The organism is Actinomadura sp. 7K534, from assembly GCF_004348575.1.
Taxonomy (GTDB): domain Bacteria; phylum Actinomycetota; class Actinomycetes; order Streptosporangiales; family Streptosporangiaceae; genus Spirillospora; species Spirillospora livida.
This window is the reverse complement of the sequence record NZ_SMKB01000130.1, coordinates 1-20484: the sequence shown is the minus strand read 5'-3', so window position 1 is coordinate 20484 and position 20484 is coordinate 1. Positions and strand designations below refer to the sequence as shown.

The 20484-nt window shown below is 71.4% G+C and carries 17 protein-coding genes; 7 read left to right on the top strand and 10 right to left on the bottom strand.

Features of this window, described 5'->3' with window-relative positions:
• Nucleotides 1-111 precede the first annotated feature (111 nt).
• On the top strand, nucleotides 112-1434 hold the full coding sequence (locus E1266_RS23340; RefSeq protein ID WP_132050351.1) for an amidohydrolase family protein: 1323 nt from the start codon (nucleotides 112-114) through the stop codon (nucleotides 1432-1434).
• 44 nt (nucleotides 1435-1478) lie between these two features.
• Here the strand turns inward: E1266_RS23340 and E1266_RS23335 are convergent, their stop codons facing one another.
• The 3 genes from E1266_RS23335 to E1266_RS23325 all read right to left on the bottom strand — a co-directional run bounded on the left by E1266_RS23335 (nucleotide 1479) and on the right by E1266_RS23325 (nucleotide 6500).
• Complete coding sequence (locus E1266_RS23335) at nucleotides 1479-2831, bottom strand: MFS transporter (RefSeq protein WP_243718758.1); 1353 nt, start codon at nucleotides 2829-2831, stop codon at nucleotides 1479-1481.
• Nucleotides 2832-2961: 130 nt separating this feature from the next.
• Nucleotides 2962-4701, bottom strand: a complete 1740-nt coding sequence (locus E1266_RS23330) for an ABC transporter ATP-binding protein (protein WP_132050347.1) — start codon at nucleotides 4699-4701, stop codon at nucleotides 2962-2964.
• Nucleotides 4698-6500, bottom strand: coding sequence for an ABC transporter ATP-binding protein (locus E1266_RS23325; RefSeq protein ID WP_132050345.1), 1803 nt, complete (start codon nucleotides 6498-6500; stop codon nucleotides 4698-4700). Before E1266_RS23325 ends, E1266_RS23330 begins: the two co-directional genes overlap by 4 nt.
• A 121-nt stretch (nucleotides 6501-6621) precedes the next feature.
• Here E1266_RS23325 and E1266_RS23320 point away from each other — a divergent pair, with 121 nt between their 5' ends.
• On the top strand, nucleotides 6622-7302 hold the full coding sequence (locus E1266_RS23320; protein WP_207945872.1) for a TetR/AcrR family transcriptional regulator: 681 nt from the start codon (nucleotides 6622-6624) through the stop codon (nucleotides 7300-7302).
• Between the two features lie 22 nt (nucleotides 7303-7324).
• Here E1266_RS23320 and E1266_RS23315 read toward each other — a convergent pair whose 3' ends face one another.
• Nucleotides 7325-8023, bottom strand: coding sequence for a TetR/AcrR family transcriptional regulator (locus E1266_RS23315; protein WP_132050344.1), 699 nt, complete (start codon nucleotides 8021-8023; stop codon nucleotides 7325-7327).
• A gap of 295 nt (nucleotides 8024-8318) precedes the next feature.
• Between E1266_RS23315 and E1266_RS23310 the strand changes: the two genes are divergently transcribed.
• Nucleotides 8319-9449 (top strand): oxygenase MpaB family protein, encoded by a 1131-nt coding sequence (locus E1266_RS23310; protein ID WP_279436342.1) that lies wholly within the window; start codon nucleotides 8319-8321, stop codon nucleotides 9447-9449.
• Nucleotides 9450-9690: 241 nt separating this feature from the next.
• Here the strand turns inward: E1266_RS23310 and E1266_RS23305 are convergent, their stop codons facing one another.
• Nucleotides 9691-10371: a hypothetical protein gene (locus tag E1266_RS23305; protein ID WP_207945871.1), complete on the bottom strand. Its 681-nt coding sequence runs from the start codon at nucleotides 10369-10371 to the stop codon at nucleotides 9691-9693.
• Between the two features lie 353 nt (nucleotides 10372-10724).
• Here E1266_RS23305 and E1266_RS23300 point away from each other — a divergent pair, with 353 nt between their 5' ends.
• Both E1266_RS23300 and E1266_RS23295 read left to right on the top strand, forming a co-directional pair.
• Nucleotides 10725-11951 carry a histidine kinase gene (locus E1266_RS23300; protein ID WP_243718756.1) on the top strand — a complete coding sequence of 409 codons (1227 nt, stop codon included), beginning with the start codon at nucleotides 10725-10727 and terminating at the stop codon, nucleotides 11949-11951.
• 64 nt (nucleotides 11952-12015) lie between these two features.
• Nucleotides 12016-12666 (top strand): response regulator transcription factor, encoded by a 651-nt coding sequence (locus E1266_RS23295; protein ID WP_279436341.1) that lies wholly within the window; start codon nucleotides 12016-12018, stop codon nucleotides 12664-12666.
• Nucleotides 12667-12799: 133 nt separating this feature from the next.
• Here the strand turns inward: E1266_RS23295 and E1266_RS23290 are convergent, their stop codons facing one another.
• The 3 genes from E1266_RS23290 to E1266_RS23275 form a co-directional block, all read right to left on the bottom strand.
• Nucleotides 12800-12964, bottom strand: a complete 165-nt coding sequence (locus tag E1266_RS23290; protein WP_207945870.1) for a hypothetical protein — start codon at nucleotides 12962-12964, stop codon at nucleotides 12800-12802.
• A gap of 116 nt (nucleotides 12965-13080) precedes the next feature.
• Nucleotides 13081-13773 carry a class I SAM-dependent methyltransferase gene (locus E1266_RS23285; RefSeq protein WP_243718754.1) on the bottom strand — a complete coding sequence of 231 codons (693 nt, stop codon included), beginning with the start codon at nucleotides 13771-13773 and terminating at the stop codon, nucleotides 13081-13083.
• Between the two features lie 515 nt (nucleotides 13774-14288).
• Nucleotides 14289-14927 carry a DUF305 domain-containing protein gene (locus E1266_RS23275; protein ID WP_132050336.1) on the bottom strand — a complete coding sequence of 213 codons (639 nt, stop codon included), beginning with the start codon at nucleotides 14925-14927 and terminating at the stop codon, nucleotides 14289-14291.
• 179 nt (nucleotides 14928-15106) lie between these two features.
• Between E1266_RS23275 and E1266_RS23270 the strand changes: the two genes are divergently transcribed.
• Both E1266_RS23270 and E1266_RS23265 read left to right on the top strand, forming a co-directional pair.
• Nucleotides 15107-16534 (top strand): hypothetical protein, encoded by a 1428-nt coding sequence (locus E1266_RS23270; protein ID WP_132050334.1) that lies wholly within the window; start codon nucleotides 15107-15109, stop codon nucleotides 16532-16534.
• Between the two features lie 170 nt (nucleotides 16535-16704).
• Nucleotides 16705-17706 (top strand): sulfotransferase, encoded by a 1002-nt coding sequence (locus E1266_RS23265; protein ID WP_165966181.1) that lies wholly within the window; start codon nucleotides 16705-16707, stop codon nucleotides 17704-17706.
• A gap of 44 nt (nucleotides 17707-17750) precedes the next feature.
• Here E1266_RS23265 and E1266_RS23260 read toward each other — a convergent pair whose 3' ends face one another.
• On the bottom strand, nucleotides 17751-19199 hold the full coding sequence (locus E1266_RS23260; protein WP_132050330.1) for an MDR family MFS transporter: 1449 nt from the start codon (nucleotides 19197-19199) through the stop codon (nucleotides 17751-17753).
• A gap of 153 nt (nucleotides 19200-19352) precedes the next feature.
• Nucleotides 19353-20363 (bottom strand): glycoside hydrolase family 11 protein, encoded by a 1011-nt coding sequence (locus tag E1266_RS23255; protein WP_132050328.1) that lies wholly within the window; start codon nucleotides 20361-20363, stop codon nucleotides 19353-19355.
• Between the last annotated feature and the right edge of the window lie 121 nt (nucleotides 20364-20484).

Sequence of the window (20484 nt, the reverse complement as noted above, 5' to 3'; positions counted from 1 at the left end):
CACTCTAGCGACGAACCCCCGGCCCCGTCCCCCGTTTCAGGCGCTTGGTAAACCTTCGCAAACCCTTCGCCGCGGGCCGTTCGGCGGCCGCGCAGCGGGCAGCACCCGGTCGTGAGCGAACAGGTGTCCGGGCCGGTCGTCCTGCGCGACGTGCGGATATTCGACGGGCTGAGCGACCGGCTCCGCACCGGCCACGTGGTGACCGAGGCGACCAAGATAAGGACGGTGGGCGACGGGGAGCCGCCCGCGCCCGCCGGACCGGCCACGGTCATCGACGGGCGCGGGATGACGCTGATCCCCGGGCTGAGCGACGCCCACGTCCACCTCATCCTGGCCGGTGCCACCCAGAGCGAGCTGCTGCTCGGCGGTGCCGGGCTCGGGCAGCTGAAGGGCGCGGCCGAGGCGCGGGCGATGCTGATGCGCGGGTTCACCACCGTCCGCGACATGGCGGGCGACACCGGCGACCTCAAGCGGATGATCGACGCGGGCGCGCTGCCGGGCCCGCGCATCTACCCCAGCCAGGCGGGGCTGTCGCAGACCGCCGGGCACGGCGACTTCGGGATGGTCTACGACGTGCCGACGGCGCTGGGCGGGACCGCGACGCGCGCCGAGCAGCTCGGGCTCATGCGCGTCGCCGACGGCACCGCCCAGGTGCTGGCGGGCGTGCGGGAGCAGCTGCGGAAGGGCGCCTCCCAGATCAAGATGATGGCGGGCGGCGGCGTCGCCTCGGCCTACGACCACCTGGACGTCCTGCAGTACACCGCCGAGGAGCTGCGCGCCGGCGTGCGGGCGGCCGCCGACTGGGGCACCTACGTGGCGGTGCACGTCTACACCGGCGACGGCATCCGGCGGGCGGTCGAGGCCGGGGTGCACGTGATCGAGCACGGGCACCTGGCCGGGGAGGACGACGTCCGGTTCATGGCCGACCACGGCGTCGTGCTGTGCCTCCAGCCGTTCGCGGAAAGCGACCACCACTACCCGGACCCGGCGTCGGCGGAGAAGAACCGGCGGGTGTGCGAGGGGGTGGACCGCGTCTTCGGCTGGGCCCTGGAGCACGGGCTGCGGATCGCGTTCGGCACCGACCTGATGCTGGACCCCGCCGGGAGCGCCAAGCAGAGCGAGATGCTCGTCCGCATGGCCCGGCTCGCGGGCGGCCCCCTGGCGGCGTTGCGGATCGCCACGTTCGGCAACGCCGCCCTGTTCCGGAGGGCCGGTGCCCGCGACCCGTACCAGATACCGACTCCCGCCGACGTGGCCGCGTACGGGGACAAGCCGCACCTCGCCCACCTCGGGGTCATCGCCGAGGGGGCGTGGGCCGATCTGCTCCTGGTCGACGGCGACCCCACGGCCGACCTCGCGCCGCTGGCCGACCCGGCCGCCAACCTGAAAGTGATCATCAAGGACGGCCGCGTCCATAAAAACACCCTCCCGTAGCGGACGAGCATGTAGCGGACGAGCCCGTGGCGGACGGGGCGCCCTCACGCCGGCGGGTCCGTTCGGCGCAGCACGGTCAGGGCGACGAGGGCGGCGGCGACCAGCAGCGCCGCGCTGAGGGTCAGGCCGAACGCGTACCCGTCGTTGAGGGTCTCCGGCGTGACCGTCCCCCCGGTGCGGTTGTGGGCCGCGGTGCCGAGGGCGGCGAGCCCGAGCGAGGCGCCGATCTGCCGCGAGCTGTTCAGCAGGCCCGAGGCGGTGCCGGTCTCGTGGGACGCGACGCCGGCGGTGGCGGTCGAGACGACCGGCCCGAGGCAGAGCCCGAAACCGGTGCCCGCGATGACCGAGGGCCCGAGGACGTCGGTGACGAAGCCGCCGTCCGGGCTGATCAGGCCGAACCAGGCGAACCCGGTCGCGGTCAGCAGCCCGCCCGCCACCAGCAGGGTCCGCGGCGGGAGGCGGTAGCCGAGCTTCACGGCGAGCACGGACCCGGCGACCACCGCGAGGGCGAACGGCAGGAACATGAGCCCGGCCGGCGCCGGCCCGATCGCCAGGACCCGCTGCAGGTAGAGGGACATGAAGTAGAAGGCCGCGGCCATCGCCGCGCCCACCAGGAGGTTGTAGGCGTTCGCGCCGCTGACGGAGCGGTTGGCGAACAGCCCGAGCCGGACGAGCGGCTCGCGGGTGGTGGTCCGCTCGACCTGGACGAACGCGGCCAGCAGCACGGCGGCGCCCGCCAGGGTCGTGAGGGTGACCGGGGACGTCCACGCGTACTGGTCGGTGCGGACGACACCGAACACCAGCAGGCCCATGCCCGCCGTCGCGAGGACGGCGCCGAGCACGTCCGGGCGTCCGCCGCGCGACGGCGGCGGGCCCGCGGCGACGCCCCGCCAGGCGAGGGCGAGCGCGCCTGCGGCCATCGGCACGTTCACGAACATGACCCAGCGCCACCCGGCGTACTCCGTGAGCAGGCCGCCGATCAGCACGCCGAGCGCCCCGCCCGCGGCGTTCATCGCGCTCCAGACCCCGAAGGCCCGGACGCGGGCCCGGCCCGCCGGGAACGTCGCGGCCAGCAGCGCCAGCGCGGCCGGGGCCAGCGCGGCGGCCCCGACGCCCTGCGCGGCCCGCGCGGCGACCAGGTGCCCGGGTTCCTGGGCGAAGCCGCCGGCGAGGGAGGCGAGGCCGAACAGGCCGAGCCCGAGGAGCAGGACCCGCTTGCGGCCGTACCGGTCGGCGGCCTTGCCGCCGAGGAGCAGGAGCCCGCCGAAGGTGAGGGCGTAGGCGTGGATCACCCAGGTCAGGCCCACCTCGCCGAAGCCGAGCCCGGCCGCGATCTGCGGAAGGCCGACGTTCACGACGGACAGGTCGAGCGAGACCATGAACTGCACGACGGCCACCGCGGCGAGGGTCGGCCCCGGCCGGCCGGGCGGACCGCCCGAGGCGGGCTCCGCGTCCCGTGGGCCACTTTTCGAACGTGTTCCGAAATTGGACATGAAGAATCCCGGTGGACTGTCGGTCGGTTACGGGTCAGTGGATGGCGGCCGGGCCGGTCAGGCGCCAGCCCTGCGCGCGCTCGCGCTCCCGCCAGTAGCGGGCGTAGCGGCCGTCGCGGGCGACCAGTTCCTCGTGGGTGCCCTCCTCCACGGCGCGCCCGCCGTCGAGGACGACGATGTGGTCCGCCTCGCGCAGCGTGTGCAACCGGTGCGCGACCACCAGGACGGTGCGGTCCCGCGCCAGGGCGGCCATCGCCTGCTGCAGGGCGTGCTCGTTCTCGGCGTCCAGCGCCGCGGTCGCCTCGTCGAACAGGACGATCGGGGTGTCCTTGAGCAGCGCACGCGCGATCGAGACGCGCTGCCGCTCCCCGCCGGACAGCCGGCCGCCGCCCTCGCCGACCCGCGCCTCCCAGCCGCCCGGCAGGCGCTCGGCGATGTCGTCCACCCGCGCCGTGCGGGCCGCGGCGCGGACCTCCTCGTCGGTGGCGTCGGGGCGGCCGACGCGGACGTTGTCGAGGATCGTCCCGTCGAACAGGTAGACGTCCTGGAAGACGACCGAGATGAGGGACGTCAGATCCTCGGTGCGCATCTCGCGGACGTCCGCGCCACCCACCCGCACCGCGCCGGCGGCGGGGTCGGCGAACCGCGCGATCAGCTTGATCACGGTCGTCTTGCCCGCGCCGGACGGGCCGACCAGCGCGGTCATCCGGCCCTGCGGCACCCGCATCGACAGCCCGGCCAGCACCGCGGTGCCGTCGTAGCCGAACCGCACGCCGTCGAGCTCCACGTCGGTGCCGTCCGGTCGGCGCGACACGTCCGGTTCGGGCAGCGTCGCGGTGCCGAGCAGCGCGTCGATCTCCGTCACCGCGTTCTGCGCGACCCGGATCGCGCCGCCCAGCTCGGCGACGAACGCCACCGGCTCGGCGAACCGGGCCGCCAGCACCAGCAGGGCGATCAGCTCGGCGGCGCCCACCGAGCCGTCGAGCGCCAGGTAGGTGCCGAGGGCCAGCAGGACGACGAACGACGCCTGCGCGATGAAGCCGAGCGCGACGATGCCGGGCATCCCGGCGCGCAGCATCCGGCGGCCGGCCCGGTGCTGCGCGGCGAGGGCGCCGTCGAGTGCGGCATGCCCCTCGACCGTCCGGCCGAAGGCCCGCAGCACCGGCTGGGCGCGGGCGAACTCCACGATCCGCCCGGCGGCCGCGGCGTGCACGGTGTCCGCCCGGCGGTCGGCGGCCTGCATGCCGCGACTCGCCAGCCGGTACGCCACCGCCATCCCCACCGCGGCGACGGCCATCGAGACCGCCAGCCGCCAGTCGAACGCGAACATGGCCACGAGCACGACCAGCGGCGTGCCGACACCGTCGATCAGCGGCCGGAGCAGGTGCGCGGGCACCGACATGATGTCGACCACGCGCTGCGAAGCCAGCCGCCCCAGCTCGCCGACTCGGTCGGTGCTGAACCAGGCGGGCGGCAACTGCGCGACCTTGTCCCCGATCCGGTGGTGCAGGTCGCGGCTCAGGCCCGTGCCGGCCCGGTACCCGGCCACCGTCGCGGCATGGTTCACCGCCGCGTACCCGGCCCAAAGCAGCGCGAGCGCCAGCACCCACGGCCAGGCCCGTCCGGGGTCGGCGCCGAGCACCTCGCGCAGGATCGGGACCAGCAGGACGAACGCCGCCCCCTGCAGCAGCGCCGCGACGGTGAACAGGGCCAGCACCCGGCGCAGCGCACTGTCGTGCTCCGGCCCGAGCGCGGCGAACAACCGGCGGATCATCGCTCCCCCTCCTCGGCCATGCCGATGCCGGCATGGGCGTCGTTCTCGTGGGTTCGGTTCTGGAGCCGCCACATCCGCGCGTAGCGGCCGCCGGCGGCGAGCAGTTCCGCGTGCGTGCCCTGCTCGGCGATCCGGCCGCTGTCCAGCACGACGATCCGGTCGGCGCCGGCCACCGACGCCAGCCGGTGCGCGACGACGAGGACGGTCCGGCCGGCCGCCAGCTCCGACAGCGCGTCCTGGATCGACGCCTCCGCCTCCGGGTCGGCGTGGGCGGTCGCCTCGTCCAGCACCACGATCGGGGTCTCCGCGAGGATCGCCCGCGCGATGGACAGCCGCTGCGCCTCCCCGCCGGAGAAGCGGACGTCCCTGCCGACCACCGAGTCGTAGCCGCGCGGCAGCGCGAGGATGCGTTCGTCGATGGCCGCGGCCCGCGCCGCGCGGCGCACCGTCTCGTCGTCCGCGTCGGGCCGGGCCAGGCGGATGTTGTCGCGCACGCTGGCGTCCAGCAATTGGACGTCCTGCAAGACGAACGACACCAGCCGGTAGAGCCGGTCCGGCGCGATCTCCCGCAGGTCGACCCCGCCGATCGCGACGCTCCCCGCGGTCGGGTCGAAGAACCGCGGCAGCAGCTTCGCCAGCGTGGTCTTCCCCGAACCCGACGCTCCGACCAGCGCGGTCACGGTGCCCGGCGCCAGCACCAGATCGATCCCGCTCAGCACCGGCCGGTCCGCGTCGTAGCCGAACTCCACCCCGCACATCTCGACCCTCGGCCCGCCGCCGAGGTCGGGGGTTCGCGGTTCGGCGGGCACCGCCAGCTCCGGCGCCGCGAGCAGGGCGCCCACCCGTTTCGCCGCCGCGTTCGCCGTCTCCATGTCCTCGCCGTGGAAGTCCAGCGCCTGCAGCGGAATGGCCAGCCCCAGCCCGAGGATCACGAACGGCAGCAGGTCGACCGCGTCCAGGTGCCCGGCGGAGACCAGGGCCAAGCCCCCGGCCAGCACCGTGAGCACGAGGGTGACCGGGCTCAGCACCAGGGCCGAGGCGGCGCCCGCCCGGTAGCTTCGCGAGAGCCAGTCGTCGAGGAACTCCGCGAAGTCGTCGGCGGCCCGCGCGTACTGCCGGTGCGCCCGCCTGGCCTGCCCGAACATCTTCACCACGGCGATGCCCTCGACGAACTCGACGACGCTGCCGATGATGCGCTGCAGGGCCTTGTCGTAGGCGGCCATCTCCGCGGTCATGCTCGTGATCCGCCGGGCGAACAGCGCGATCCCGATGACGAGCGGGACCAGCAGGATCAGCGTCATCCGCCAGTCGACCCAGAACAGGTAGACCAGCGTCACCAGCGACGTCACGACGACCGCGGTGAGGTCCAGGAGGGAGTGCGCCACGAGGTGGTGCATCGCGTCCACGTCGTGCTGGACGGCCTTGCCGATGCCGCCCGCGCCCCGGTCGGTGAACCACCCAAGCGGGACGCGCCCCAGCCGGTCGACCAGGCGCCGCCGCACCGAGAGCTGGAAATCCAGGTCCGCGTTGTGGGCGAGCAGCCCCGCCACCGCGGTCAGCAGCAGCCAGGCGAGCAGCGCGCCCGCCGCGACCGCGGTCACGGTCCAGGCCCGGCCGCGGTCGGCCGGGCCTTCCGCGAGCAGCACCCCGGCCAGCTCGGCCACCGCCGCGAACGGCACGACGGCCAACGCCGCCGCCAGGGCACGCAGCACGATCGCGATGCCGAGCCGCCGCCGGACGGGCCGCAGCAACTCCCCCAGACCCACGGTGCCCGCGGGTTCCCCTTCTGCCGTCTTCATCGTCTCCGATGCCCTCCCCTGCGGCCGACGGACTTTCCGAACATGTTCCGAAAGTAGCACCGGTCCGTCCGGCTGTCGACGGGTTTGGTGGCGGCGGGCGGCGGGACGGCATGATGGGACGATGTCCCGTCCGCCCGCACCGCACGGCCGCACCGGCCGCCCGCCCGTGACGTCCCGCGCGCAGATCGTCACGGCGGCCCGCCGGATCATCGAGCGGGACGGCTGGGAGAAGCTGACCGTCCGGGGGCTAGCCGCCGAGCTCGGCATCGGGGCGACGACCCTGTACCACCACGTGCGGAGCAAGGAGGACCTGCTGGTCCTGGTGCTCAACCACTACCTCGGGCAGGTCGAGCGCCCGCCGCTGCCCGGCGACCCGCGGGGGCGCATCATCACGGTCGCCACCGCGATGCACGACGCGGCCGCGGCCTGGCCGTGGGCCGTGGAGATCGTCACGACCGACGGCTTCGTCGGCCTCCTCGACGAGTCGGCGCTGTGGATGGTCGACGAGATCCTGGCCGCCGCCGAGGACCACGGCTGCACGCCCGCGGACGCCGTCTACATCTTCCGCAGCATCTGGTACTACACCGCCGGCGAGATCCTCGTCCGCGCCAACACCGCGCGCCGGCGGGCCGGCATCCTGGGCCCCTTCTCCCTGGACCACATCGACGGGTCGCGGCTGCCGCGCCTCGCCGCCGTCGGCGCCGGCCAGTGGGCGGCGGTAGCCCAGCGGGACACCTACGGGATGGGGCTCCGCGCGCTGGTGGACGGCCTGCTAGCCCAGACCGGACCGGCCCCGGACTGACAATCCGTTGACTCGCGGCCTGTCAGCTGGGCTGCGAACGCTCCATGGGGTGGGGCGGGGCGTCCAGCATGGGGACGAGGAACCGCCTCGCCAGGGCGGCCACCTGCTCGTCGTCGTCCAGGTCGATGAGCTCGCTCGGGATGGCCAGGAAGGAACCGGAGACCCGGACCATCATCTCGGCGACGAAGTCGATGTCCAGGTCGGGCGACACGTTGCCCGCGCGCTGCTCGCGGCGGAGCTGGCCCGCGACGAACTGCCGCACGATGGCGAGGGTGCGGCCGTCGTCGCTGATCGTGGAGGCCATCAGCAGGTCCGGTTCGGCGGCGCTCAGCCCGCCGATCAGGGGGTTGCTCCGGATGGCGCGCAGCGCGCTCACGAAGCCGAGCACGACCCGGTCGGCGGCGGTCTCGGCCTGCTTGATCTCGGTGAGGAACCGGTCGAAGTAGCGGCGGAACTCGCGGCGCACCACCTGCTCGACCAGGGCGTCCTTGGTGACGAACCGCCGGTAGACCGTGATGCGGGAGACGCCGGCCCGCCGCGCCACGTCCTCCATGGTGGAGCGCTGGATGCCCATCCGGGAGAACTGCTCATAGGCCGCGTCGAGCACGTTCGCGCGGGTCTCGTCCATTTCGTCGACCTGCTCGACGGCGTCGGTGTACGCGCGTTCGAGCAGCGACTCCTGGCCCGAATTGCCCATGAGCGCCGACAGCACACGTTCCATGATCGCCTCCCGAGATGACCGATTCTGCCCGACTCTCCGGCCAACGTCACGCTAGGTCTTGTCAAGGCCGAGACAGTGTGCTGACATTGTGTCCAGCACCGATGATACACGGAAGCGACCCACGTTTCAGCGTATCAGGCTGGTGCTCTTCCACCCCGAGGAGGAGCAAGGCATGGAAAACCCCAGCAGACGCAACGTGTTGATCACGGGTGGCGCCGTCGGCGCACTCGGCGCACTGAGCGTGGCTACCCCCGCACAGGCGTCCTCATTGTGGACGTGGTCTCCCACGGGCTCGGTGGCGGGTGCCGGCGCCGGCGCCGACCCGAAGGGCGTCTGGGACGACGAGGCCGACCAGCTGGTCGCCTCCCTGCTCGAGCGCGGCGTCGTCCCCGACGTCAACCGGAAGCTGGCGCAGTGGACCAAGAACGGCCAGACGCTCCCGAGCGGGCTGCCGGCGGATCTGAAGGACTTCATCGAGCGGGCCCGGCAGCTGCCGTCCTGGGTGAACCAGGCCAAGCTCGAACAGGCCGTCGACTTCAACGAGCGGCGGGGCCTCTACCTCGGAGTGACCTACGGGTTCGCCAGCGGGATGATGAGCACGGTCATCCCGCGCGAGGCGCGCGCCGTGTACTACTCCAAGGGTGGCGCGGACATGCGGGACCGCATCACCAAGACCGCCAAGCTCGGGTACGACATCGGGACCGCGAACGCCTACGGCGCCAACGGCGAGATGATCGTGACCTGCGTCAAGACCCGGCTGGCCCACGCGGGCGTGCGGCACCTGCTGCCGCAGTCCCCGCACTGGACCAGTGTCGCCGACGAAGAGAAGCCGATCAGCCAGGCCGACATGATGGTCACCTGGCACAGCCTGCCCACGACCGTCATGCAGAACCTGGTCAAGTGGAAGGTGCCGATCCCCGCCGCCGACTCCGAGGCGTTCCTGCACTCGTGGCAGGTCTGCGCCCACATGCTCGGCATCAAGGACGAGTACATCCCCAACTCGTGGTCCGAGGCCAACTCCCAGGCCAAGCAGGTCCTCGACCCGATCCTGGCTCCCACGCCCGAGGGCATCAAGCTCGCGGACATGCTCCTGAACCTCGCCACGATCGTCCCGGGCGGCCCCCTCCGGTACGTCACCAAGCCGATCCTCGGCGCGCTCACCCGCTACGTGCTCGGCGACGAGATCGCCGGCTGGCTGAACATCCGCCGGTACCCGCTCTGGGACACGATCTTCGAGGTCGGCTGGGAGCCCTTCATCCGCGTCCGCGAGGGGCTGCTCAGGCTGGAGGACGCACCGGGTGTCGTCCAGGCCTCCTACTGGGCCTTCGACGAGATCATCCGCGTCGCCGCGCTGCTGGTGCTCTCCGGCGCGGACTACCCGATCAGCATCGAGATCCCCACCGGCAACAACCCGGACTACGAGTGATCGAGACCGCCTGACCGCGACCGCTCGGTCGGCACCGCGCATTCGGGCTTGGAATCCCCCCTCCGATTCCAAGCCCGAAGCCATTTCCAGATGATCTAAAAGAACTGCAATTCGTCCTCCGGCCGGACGGGTACGATCACCAGGCCGCCCGGCGTGGGGAGTTCCTGAAGTCGCTAGGCCGGCCCACAACGACCTGATGACGTCGTTCCACGTACGGACGCTGCCTCGATGTCGGTTCCCATCATCCCTCCTCGTCGGAGGCCGATGCGTCGTCAGGACGGTCAGCTGTTCGAGCGCGCACCAGCCGTACGCCGGTCGCAAGCAGCCACACGAGCCAGGCGGCGTAGCCGGGCAGCCCCACGAAGAGGAGCCGTGAGCCGTCCGCGATCGCGAGGTTGGCCGCCCCGGCGGCGAGCAGCAGGCCTCCCCCGGCCACTGCGAGCAGACGCTGCCACGGCGGCGTCAGCCGGCTCGCATGCGCCGCCAGCGCAGCGCCGATGAATGTGGTGCCGAGCGCCGGCAGCGCCAACGCGAAGGCTGCTGCATGCAATTGCCAGGCGAGCTCGAACTCCGGGCTCGGCTCGGCGAGCTCGCCGGCGGAGAGCACGACGCCGTTCCACAGGACGGCGTAGAGCGCAAAGACTGCCGAGAGGGTCGCGCCTGCGGCCACCGCGAGGCGCGACCAGTCCGCGCCCGCACGCCCGCGGCGTTCGACGAGCCCGTGGAGACCGGTCAGGAACCCGAGCAGCAGGGGCAGGTTCAGCGCCTCCAGGCCGACCGCGATCGCGACCGCGACCCGGTGCTCCGCGTGGAAGGCGAGCACCTCCTTGATCGGGTCCCCGTAGTCCGGCGCTCCGGCCCAGACCACCACCGCGTTCTGGATCGCCACCGACGCTGCCAACGCGATCGCCGTCGCGCCCACGACCCGCTCTCGGAGCGTTCGGGCCGGGGTGGGCCCCGTCGTTGCCGCTGCCGCGCTCACGGGCACGTGCGCGGATTCAGCGCGGTGGCGGGGTTATGCGGTGATCTCATCTCTCACTCCCTCGTTGCGGTCGGATGATCGCTGCAACACCACGTCATTCGTTGGCGCAGGAATGGTCGGATTTGGCACCGGAGTCTTCTTTGGCTGTCCGTTCCGGTGATGTGGAACAGATTGCTGGAGCGGCCGGATACGCCGCTACGAGCCCAGGTCGATGGTGGTGGGCCGAAGGTCTGCACCGCGAAATCGACTTTGGTCGGATGCCGTGGGGCCCGACCCGGCCGTACCCTTTGATCATGATGGTCCCGGCGGACCCGCAGGATCGGAGTCCGCTACCGGCGGGCGTGACCAGCGATGGTGACCACGATCCGGTACGCCCGGCCGGGCGCACGATCCGCGGCCGGGCGGTCGACGCCGCGTGTGTCCTGCTGGCCGTCGGCCTCACGGTGCTCGCCCTGGCCGACGGCCTCGCGCAACACATCGCACCAGTCCCGCTCACTGTCGACCTCGTCCTCGGCGGCCTGTGCAGTCTGGGGGTGTGGCTGCGCCGACGCCAGCCGGTCGGCTTGGCCGTGGTCGTGGGTCTGGTCAGCGTCTATTCGACGTCGGCGGCGGGCGCGGCGCTCGTCGCGCTGTTCACCGTCGCGGTGCACCGGCGCTTCGCGGTGGTCGCCCCGATCGTGGCCGGGTACGCGCTCGTGCCGTTCATGACGCTGCTGGTCCGGCCCGACGTCCCAGTCGGGTCCCCGTCGGAGATCGTGCTGGGCGTTGTCCTCGCGGCCGCGGTGCTCGCCTGGGGCATGTTCGTACGGGCCCGGCGCCAGTCGCTGCGGGAGCGGGCTGGGCGGGTCGAGGCCGAACAGGAACTGCGCGTCGCCGAAGCCCGCCAGAGCGAACGCGACCGGATCGCCCGGGAGATGCACGACGTGCTCGCCCACCGCCTGTCCCTGCTGAGCCTGCACGCCGGGGCGCTGGAGCTACGCCCCGACGCCGCGCCCGAGGAGGTCGCCCGTGCCGCCGGGGTGGTCCGCGACAGCGCCTACCAGGCGCTGGAGGACCTTCGGGAGGTGATCGGCGTCCTCCGCACCGGTGTCGACCGGTCCGGCGAGACGCCGGAACGGCCGCAGCCCACCCTGGCCGACCTCCCTGACCTCGTCGACCAATCGCGGCGCGCCGGGATGCGGGTACGGCTCGACTGGCAGACCGGCGCGCTTTCCGCCGTACCGGCTGGTGTGGGGCGCAGCGCGTACCGGATCGTGCAGGAAGGGCTGACCAACGCCCGCAAGCACGCCCCCGACGGCGAGGTGGCCGTCACCGTCCGGGCGGCCCCAGGCGACGGCGTAACCGTCGAGATCCGCAACCCGTACCCGGCCGAGACCAGCCCTGCCGGCATCCCCGGCGCCGGCATCGGCCTCATCGGGCTCACCGAACGGGCCGCCCTCGCCGGCGGACGCCTCGAACACGGCCCCACCCCCGCCGGTGACTTCCGGCTCAGGGCCTGGCTACCGTGGCCTACCCTCTGATCGCGGTCGGAACCGGCCTCCGGCCCAGGTGAGCACGGACAAGGAGCCCAACGTGAACGCAACGGTGCGGGTCCTCATCGTCGACGACGACCCGCTCGTGCGGGCCGGCCTCACCATGGTCATCGGCGGCTCGCCGGACATCGCCGTGGTGGGCGAGGCCGGCGACGGAAGCGAAGTAGCCGCCGCCGTCGACGCATACGCCCCGGACGTGGTGCTGATGGACATCCGCATGCCCACCCTCGACGGCCTCGCCGCCACCGAACGACTCCGCGCCCGACCCGACCCACCCGAGGTCATCGTCCTGACCACCTTCGACGCTGACGAGTACGTCCTGCGCGCCCTGCGCGCCGGGGCCAGCGGCTTCCTGCTCAAACACACGCCGCCCGCCGAGATCCTGCGCGCCATCGCGCGGGTTGCAGCCGGCGAACCCATCCTGTCGCCGACCGTCACCCGACGGCTCATCGCCCACCTCAGCGACACCGGCGCAGCCGCCCGGCAACAGCACGCCATCACCGCGCTGAATCAGCTCAGCGAACGCGAACGCGAGGTCGCCATCGCCGTCGGGCGGGGCAAGTCCAACGCCGAGATCGCGGGCGAGCTGTTCATGAGCGTGGCCACCGTGAAAGCCCACATCTCCCGCATATTCACCAAACTCGATCTCAACAACCGTACCCAGGTCGCCCTGCTCGCCCACGACGCCGGCCTCACCGGCTGACACCGGAAGCCTTCTGACCCCTCACCGCCGGACAGCTCAGGCGGGGGCCGCCGACCACTTGCTATTGCCCAACTCCCGCACATCGGCATGAGCGGAGCCACGGTGTCGGAGGCGACCGGGCAGAGGATGGCGATCACCCCGTCGGCACCAGCGACACCATGCGTCGCTGGTGCTCGAGTTCCATTACATCCGCGCCGTCCATCGTCCGCTCCGGAGTCCACTGAAGGAGCGCCAGACTGTACGGTTTCGCGGTCGAGGCCAGAGCCTGTATCTGTTCGTCGGTCACCGTCGTGCTCACGATGTCTCCTTACTTATGGATGTGCTCGACTAGCGACACGACGATTCTTTCAAGTCCACCGACGTAGGCCATCCGCCACGATGACGAGCCGGTCGTAACAGAGCATGAGCAGGCGTTCACGGGAGTGGTTCGTAGAAGGAGTCGACGGCGGGTTGGCCGGTGTAGTTGGGGCCGGCTTGATCGTCGGCTCCGAGATAGCGGTACGGGAACCGGGCCTGGGCGCTTCCGCGGCGGGAGACGCGGCGGCGGGCGGAGTCGTAGGCGAACCCTTGGGCCCGCAATTGGGCGATGAGTCGGCGGCCGGTGGGTGTGGCGTCCGCACCGCGGACCGAGCGGGCGTCGAAGTTGCCGACGAAGAGCCCGTCGCCGGTGAGCCAGGATGCGATGCGGCTCAGGGCGCCGAGTTTGTCGCCCACGTAGTGCAGCCCGTGCACGCAAGTGATCAGGTCGAAGCGGCCGTCCGGGACCCACTGGTTCACCGAGCCGCTGACCAGGCGCAGAGCCGGGGGACGGCTGTCCGAGACGAAGTGGTCCACGAGGTCCAGCCCGGTGATCTCGACCTGCCCGCTCAGGCCGCGATCGGCGAGGAGCCCGGCTGCTTCGGCCGGCGCCCGTCCGCTCCCGCAGCACACGTCCAGCCACCGTACGGGCGTCGCCGCGCCGGCACGGGTGCTCAACTCGGCCATGACGTCCATGCCGAGTTCCCGGCCGTAGCCGTTGGAGCCACTGAGAGACCGTTCGCGGTTCATCATGCAGTTCGCCACAACCGACGAGCGCACCAGCGCGTCCTCATCGAGCAACCGCGTCACTCCGGCATTGTTTCCCATCAGCACCTGAAGTGCGATGTCCACCAGCCTTGGGTGGGTGAGCGCAGCATGGGGTGGCCACGGCGTCATGGAGCTCGGCGTGGTGGAAGTCGATGGTGCTGCCGGTGGCGGCGGCCAGTCGCCGAGGCGGGGGCGGTCGAACCGGATGACGCCGCTGAGGTGCCCGGGGTCGTCGAGGAACCGATCGAATTCGTAGTCGGGGGAATCGCCATGTGCCGGGCCCGCTCGTCCCAGTTGGCCCTGTTGATCGCCACGTAGTCGTCCACAGCAGCACTGTGCCAGCGCGCCACACCCTCGCCCAACGAATATCCGCCTGCCCCTGGCTCGGCGAGGCGGCGTGAGCGCCGCCCGGCCCGGCGCCGGGTCGGCCGACAACCGGGAGATCTCCCGGGCCCGCGTCGTCGGCCCCTCCGGCATCTGCAGGAGGGCGACGGCGATACGCCGCTGCTGTTCCACCCGGGCTCGTACGGCACGTTCGTCGCGCGCTGAGCAGGGGCTCAGCCTGCGAGTATGTCCTTCATTCGGCCGATTTCGGCCAGTTGGGTGGATTCGACGTCCCGGGCCAGTTGCTGGACGGTGACGTCGGTGCCCTTGTACAGCACGTCCTTGACCATGGTCAGCGCACCCTGATGGTGGATGATCATCAGGTCCAGATAGAGCTTGTCGAACGCCTCACCCTCCGCCTCCCGCAGCCGTTTGAGCTGATCAGGGGTGGCCATTCCCGGCATATCCGCGTGCTGGCCGCCGTGGTTGCGCCCGTGCGCCTTCAGGACGGCATTGGGGTGCTGCTTCAGCCACGACCGCATCGCCGCGATCTCGACCTTCTGCGCCGTCTCGATCCGGGAGGCGAGCGACCGGACCTTCTCGGAGGCCGCGCGGTCGGGCGCGAGCGCCGACATCTCCAGCGCCTGCGCGTGGTGCGGGATCATCATCTGCACGAACTCGACCTCCGCCGCGGTCGGCTCCGCGGGCTTGCTCGGCCCCGCGACCCGGGTCTTGTTCGGCTCCCCCGGCCGGCCCGGGACCAGCACGGTCTTCGAGGGGGCCGCCTCCGTCCCGCCGTCCGAGCTGCATCCCGACAGGACACCGGCGGCCATGGCGACCGCCGTGATCGCCACCGCGACCCGGTTCCGCATCGAACCTCCCACGTTCGGCCGGCGACACGACCGTATCCAACGGAAGGTGGTGTCACAAAAGACCTTCCGATGTCAAGACGGTCAGATAGGGATCCAGGTCTATGCATCGACCCCAAAACGTTACATACTCCGGATGATCAGTAACTCTGCTCGGGGGCCATATCGACAAGGGGGTCAGGGTGGCACCAGGACTCAGGCGAAGAGCAAGACGCAAGACCCTGCTCGGGGTCTTCTCGGGCATTGCGCTGGTGATCTCCGCGATCTCCGTTCCGCCGGCCTCGGCCGACCGCGGACCGGACGACGACGGCATCACCAAGACCAGGAACATGCACCACCTGGCGAACATCCCCAAGCAGGGGCCGCTCGCCGGAGAGAGCGCGTACAACTCCGACTGGGCCTTCCAGGGCAAGTACGCCTTCGGCGGCAACTACGAGGGCTTCACGGTCTACGACATCAGCCGGCCGTCGCGGCCGAAGGTCGTCTCCGTGGTGCACTGCCCCGGCTCGCAGAACGACGTGTCGATCGCCGGGAACCTGCTGTTCCTGTCGACCGACAGCTCGCGCAGCGACGACTCGTGCCAGTCGGTGCCCAAGTCCGCGACCGACAAGTCGGCGTGGGAGGGCATCAAGATCTTCGACATCAGCGACGTCCGCAACCCGCGCTACGTCAAGGCCGTCGAGACCAAGTGCGGTTCCCACACCAACACGCTGGTCCCCGGCAAGCGCGGCACCGCCTACATCTACGTGTCGTCGTACTCCCCGAACGACACCTTCCCCGACTGCAAGCCTCCGCACGACCTCATCTCGATCGTCGAGGTCCCGCTGCGGAACCCGGCCGCCGCGCGCGTGGCGTCCGAGCCGGTCCTCTTCCCGGACGGCGGCAACCCGGGTGACCCGCCCGGCACCGAATGGCCGAACGAGACCCGCGCGACCTCGGGCTGCCACGACCTGACCGCCTACCCGGAGAAGGACCTGATGGCCGGGGCCTGCATGGGCGACGGCGTGCTGTTCGACATCTCCGACCCGCTGAAGCCGCGCACGATCACGTCCGTGCGCGACGACGAGAACTTCGCGTTCTGGCACTCGGCGACGTTCAACAACAGCGCCTCGAAGATCGTCTTCACCGACGAGCTGGGCGGCGGCGGCGCGGCCACCTGCACCGCGGAGATCGGGCCCGAGAAGGGCGCCAACGCCATCTACGACATCGTCGGCAAGGGCAAGCACCGCAAGCTGAAGTTCCGCAGCTACTTCAAGATCCCGCGGCACAACGCCGAGACCGAGAACTGCGTGGCCCACAACGGCTCGCTGATCCCGGTCAAGGGCAAGGACATCATGGTCCAGGCGTGGTACCAGGGCGGCATTTCGGTGATCGACTTCACCAACTCCCGCAAGCCGAAGGAGATCGGCTGGTTCGACCGCGGTTCGTGGTCGGACGAGCTCGGCATCGCCGGCAGCTGGTCCGCGTACTACTACAACGGTTACATCTACTCGAGCGACATCCAGCTGGGCCTGGACGTCATCGACATCCGTGACCGCCGTACGGACAAGGCCAAGCGCATCAGGCTCGACGAGCTGAACGCGCAGTCCCAGCCGAACTACTTCGACTGACCCGTACGAACGGATCCCCCGTCCCGCCCGGCTACGAGCCGGGCGGGGCGGGGGTCCGCCTTTTCCCCGTCCGGACGCGAACGACGAACCGGTCGAAGCTCGTGCGGGCAAGCGGCACAATGTCCGGCAGGAGGGCACACGGATCTCGCAGACCATCCCGTGGAACGAACATGGACGCTGACACGCACGAGGCCCCCGTACTGCCCGCAAGGTCCGCGAACCTCCGGTCCAGGTTCGCCAGGGGGCAGTCTCGTCCGCCGACGTCGGTGTTCATCGTCGGCACCCTGTTCTCGGGCTCGACCCTGCTCGGCCGCGACCTGACCACCCGCATCCGCAAGGCCCACTACGTCGGCGAGCTGAACAACTTCACGCAGTTCCCCGGGCTCAGCCACGAGGGCACCGGGCGGACGATGTGCGGGCCGTGCTCCATCCTCGGCAAGACGTGCCGGCACTTCACCGGCGCGCTGCGGGACCGGGTGGGCCACGACGACATCCTCGGCATGCACGAGCAGTTCGCGCGGTCGCTGGGCGCCTCGGCGATCATCGACGGGAGCAAGTACGTCGCCTGGCTCCGGCACGCCCTCGAACAGCAGCTCGCCGGCCCGGCAGACCGGCCCACGCCGCACGTGATCGTCACGGTGCGGAACCCGATCGCCTTCGCGATCAGCCACCGGAACCGGACGGGCGAGGCGCTGTGGCAGGGAGCCGGCATCTGGCGGGACACCTACGTCGACGCCCTGCGGACCGCCAACACGCACGGGCTTCCGAGCCTCGTGATGCGCTACGAGGACTACATGGCGGACCCGGAGCGCTCGCTGCGGCGCCTGGGCGCGTTCCTGCACCTGCCGCTGGAGGACGAGCCGGACAACACCGCGCTCCACGACACCGGCGGCAACTGGAGCTCGTTCGTCCCCTACGTCGGCAGGGAGCAGGTCGAGAAGCACATCGAGCGGCTCGGCGAGGGCCCGCGCGAGCGGACGCGGAACTTCGTGAAGCACGCGAAGGAATACTGGAACGACGGGAAGCCGAAGGAGGACACCCGCTGGCACCGCAGCCTCGACGCGGGTGAGGCCAACGCGGTCCTGAGCACTCCCGGACTGGCCGACGTGGCGAGTCTCCTCGGCTACAACGTCGCCGAGGTCGTCCACCTGGCCGTCCGGCCGGGCGGCTGACCGGGCCTGCGGGCCCGGCCACCCGGCATCGGGGCGGTTCCCCGTCAGGTCACCGGTTCGAGGGCCGCTCCGGCCGTCTCCGGCTCGCCGGCGGGCTCGTCCATGGCGGGCGGGTGCTTCGGCAGCAGGAAGGCGAGCGCGACCGTCGCCACGGACAGCGCGGCGCTGACGAAGAACGCCAGCCGCATCCCGTCGAGCTGCGCGACGGCCTCGGTGGCGCCGGCGGCGAGCCGGGTGTCGGTCCGGGCCGCCATCACGGTGACCACGAGCGCGGTGCCGAAGGCCGCGGCGACCTGCTGGAGGGTGCCGAGCATCGAGCTGCCGTGCGAGTACAGCGACGCCGGAAGGGCCCCGAGGCCGAGCGTGAAGACCGGGGTGAACGTCGCGGCCAGCGCGATCATGAGGAGGGCGTGCAGGCCGAGCAGCTGCCAGTACGGCATCGTCATCGAGACCTGGGTGAAGCCGGCCAGGGCGAGGACGATGCCCATCGACCCGGGCACGATCAGCACCCGGGCGCCGAAGCGGTCGAACAGCCGGCCCACGGCCGGGCCGAGCAGCCCCATCGCGAGGCCGCCGGGCATCACCAGCAGCCCGGTCTCCAGCGGCGACAGGCCGCGCAGGTTCTGCAGGTAGAGCGGCAGCAGGATCATCGCGCCGAGCATCGTCATGAACCCGAGCGACATCAGCAGCAGCGCCAGGGTGTAGGTGGGGTGGCGGAGGACGCGCAGGTCCAGCAGCGGGGCGTCGCGGCGCTGCAGCCGGAGCTGGCGGAGCACGAACACCGCGATCAGGACCGCGCCGACCGCGACGATCGCCGGTCCGCCGGACTCGCCGAACCGGCTCAGCCCGTAGACCAGCGAGCCGAACCCGGCCGCCGCCGCGACGACGCTGAACCAGTCGATGGTGCCCGTACCGGGCTCCCCGACGTTCTCCAGCCGGGCCAGGCCGCGCCAGGCGACCACGCCCGCGATGGGCAGCACGGCCGCGAACAGCAACCGCCACGAGCCGAGCTGCAGGAGCACGCCCGACACCGCCGGGCCCATCGCCGGGGCGACCGACATCGCCAGCGTCACGTTGCCCATCACGCGCCCGCGCTCCTGCGGGGGCACGACCGTCATCAGGGTCGTCATCAGCAGCGGCATCATCACCGCCGTGCCGGTCGCCTGGACGATCCGCGCGACCAGCAGCACCTCGAAGACGGGCGCGACGATCGCCAGCGCGGTGCCGCCGAGGAAGACGCCCATGGCGAGCGCGTAGGCGCGGCGGGTGGTGACGCGCTGCAGGAACCAGCCGGTCACCGGGATCACCGCGGCCATCGTCAGCATGAAGGCGGTGGAGAGCCACTGCGCGGCCTGCTCGGTGATGTGCAGGTCCGTCATCAGCCGCGGGATCGCGTTGATCATGATCGTCTCGTTGAGGATGACCACGAAGGTGGCGATCACCAGGAGGCGGATCACGGGGGGCGTCCGCCGGGCCTCGGGGGCCTGCTTCATTTCGGTGGCTTCCGGTTCAAAGGGCATGCTCGATCAGACCAGTATCGCCCCGGAGACTCATCGGCCGCCTCCCAATAAAAGTGCGGCGCGGCGGCCGCGTGGGCCGCCGCGCCGCGGGGTGGGGAGCGGGTGGATGGAGCGGGATGCTCGGGTTCAGCTCGCGCTGCAGGAGACCGTCGGCCAGGTCCAGTTGCCGTTGGGCTGGATGGTGACGCCCCAGTTGTTGCCGTTGCCGTTGGGCCGGGCGGTCAGCACCTGGGAGCTGGGCCAGTTGGCGCTGATGTTCCAGGTGGCGATGATGCTGGCCGGGGACGGCACGTTCATCGTCACGGTCCAGTTGCTGGAGCCGGACACCGAGACGTTGAGGTTGTACCGGTCGCCCCACTGCTGCCCGGCGGACAGGGTCGCGGTGCAGCCGCCCGGGTTGCCGGGGTTCCCTGGGTTGCCGGGGTTGCCCGGATCGCCGCCGGAGCCGCCGATCGTGATGTTGGAGCTGCCGCTGCTCTGGTAGCCCTCGGTCGCCATGATCTGGTAGTCGTGGTTGCCGAGGTTCATCCCGGCCCGGGCCCACGCGTCGAAGTGGTTGCCGGCGGTGATGGTGCCGCCCGTCCGCCGCGACTGCCGGACGCTCCAGAACTGCGGGAACGTCGCGGTGCCCTCGATGGACGGCTGGTTGTAGCGCATCGTCCGGTAGATGTCGTACGTCCCGCCGTCGCTGGTGACGGTGCCCATGTAGTCGCCGGTGGGCCGGTAGGTGCCCCAGTTCTCGACGACGTAGTACTCGACGAGCGGGTTGCGCGTCCATCCGTAGAGCGTCAGGTACGAGTTGCCGGACGGGTTGAAGCTGCCCGAGTAGCTCACGGACCTGCGCCCGCCGGTGGCCCAGCCCTTCCCGGCGACGAAGTTCCCGGTGTTGCGCCAGGAGGTGCTGTAGTTCCCGCCGGACCCCAGCTCCATGGAGACCGTGCCCTGGCTGTCGGTCCAGAACGAGTAGAAGTAGCCGCCGTGGTTGCCGGTCTGGTTGGTGGTCACGGCCGCGCTCGCGACGCCGGGCAGCGCCGCGACCATCAGGGCGGCGGACGCGACGGCGAAGAGGGACCGGAGGCGGCCGCGGCCGCGGCGGCGTCTCGTGCGGCGAATGGGGGCTTTCGCCAGTGTGTTCATGCGTTCTTCCTCCTCGGGAACGCGGGCGGGGGTTCGCCGGGCAGGACGGCACGACCGGCGGGACGCCGGTGGTCCGGGAGAGGCGCACCGCGGCGTCGGCACGGCCGGCGCGGTCCTGCGC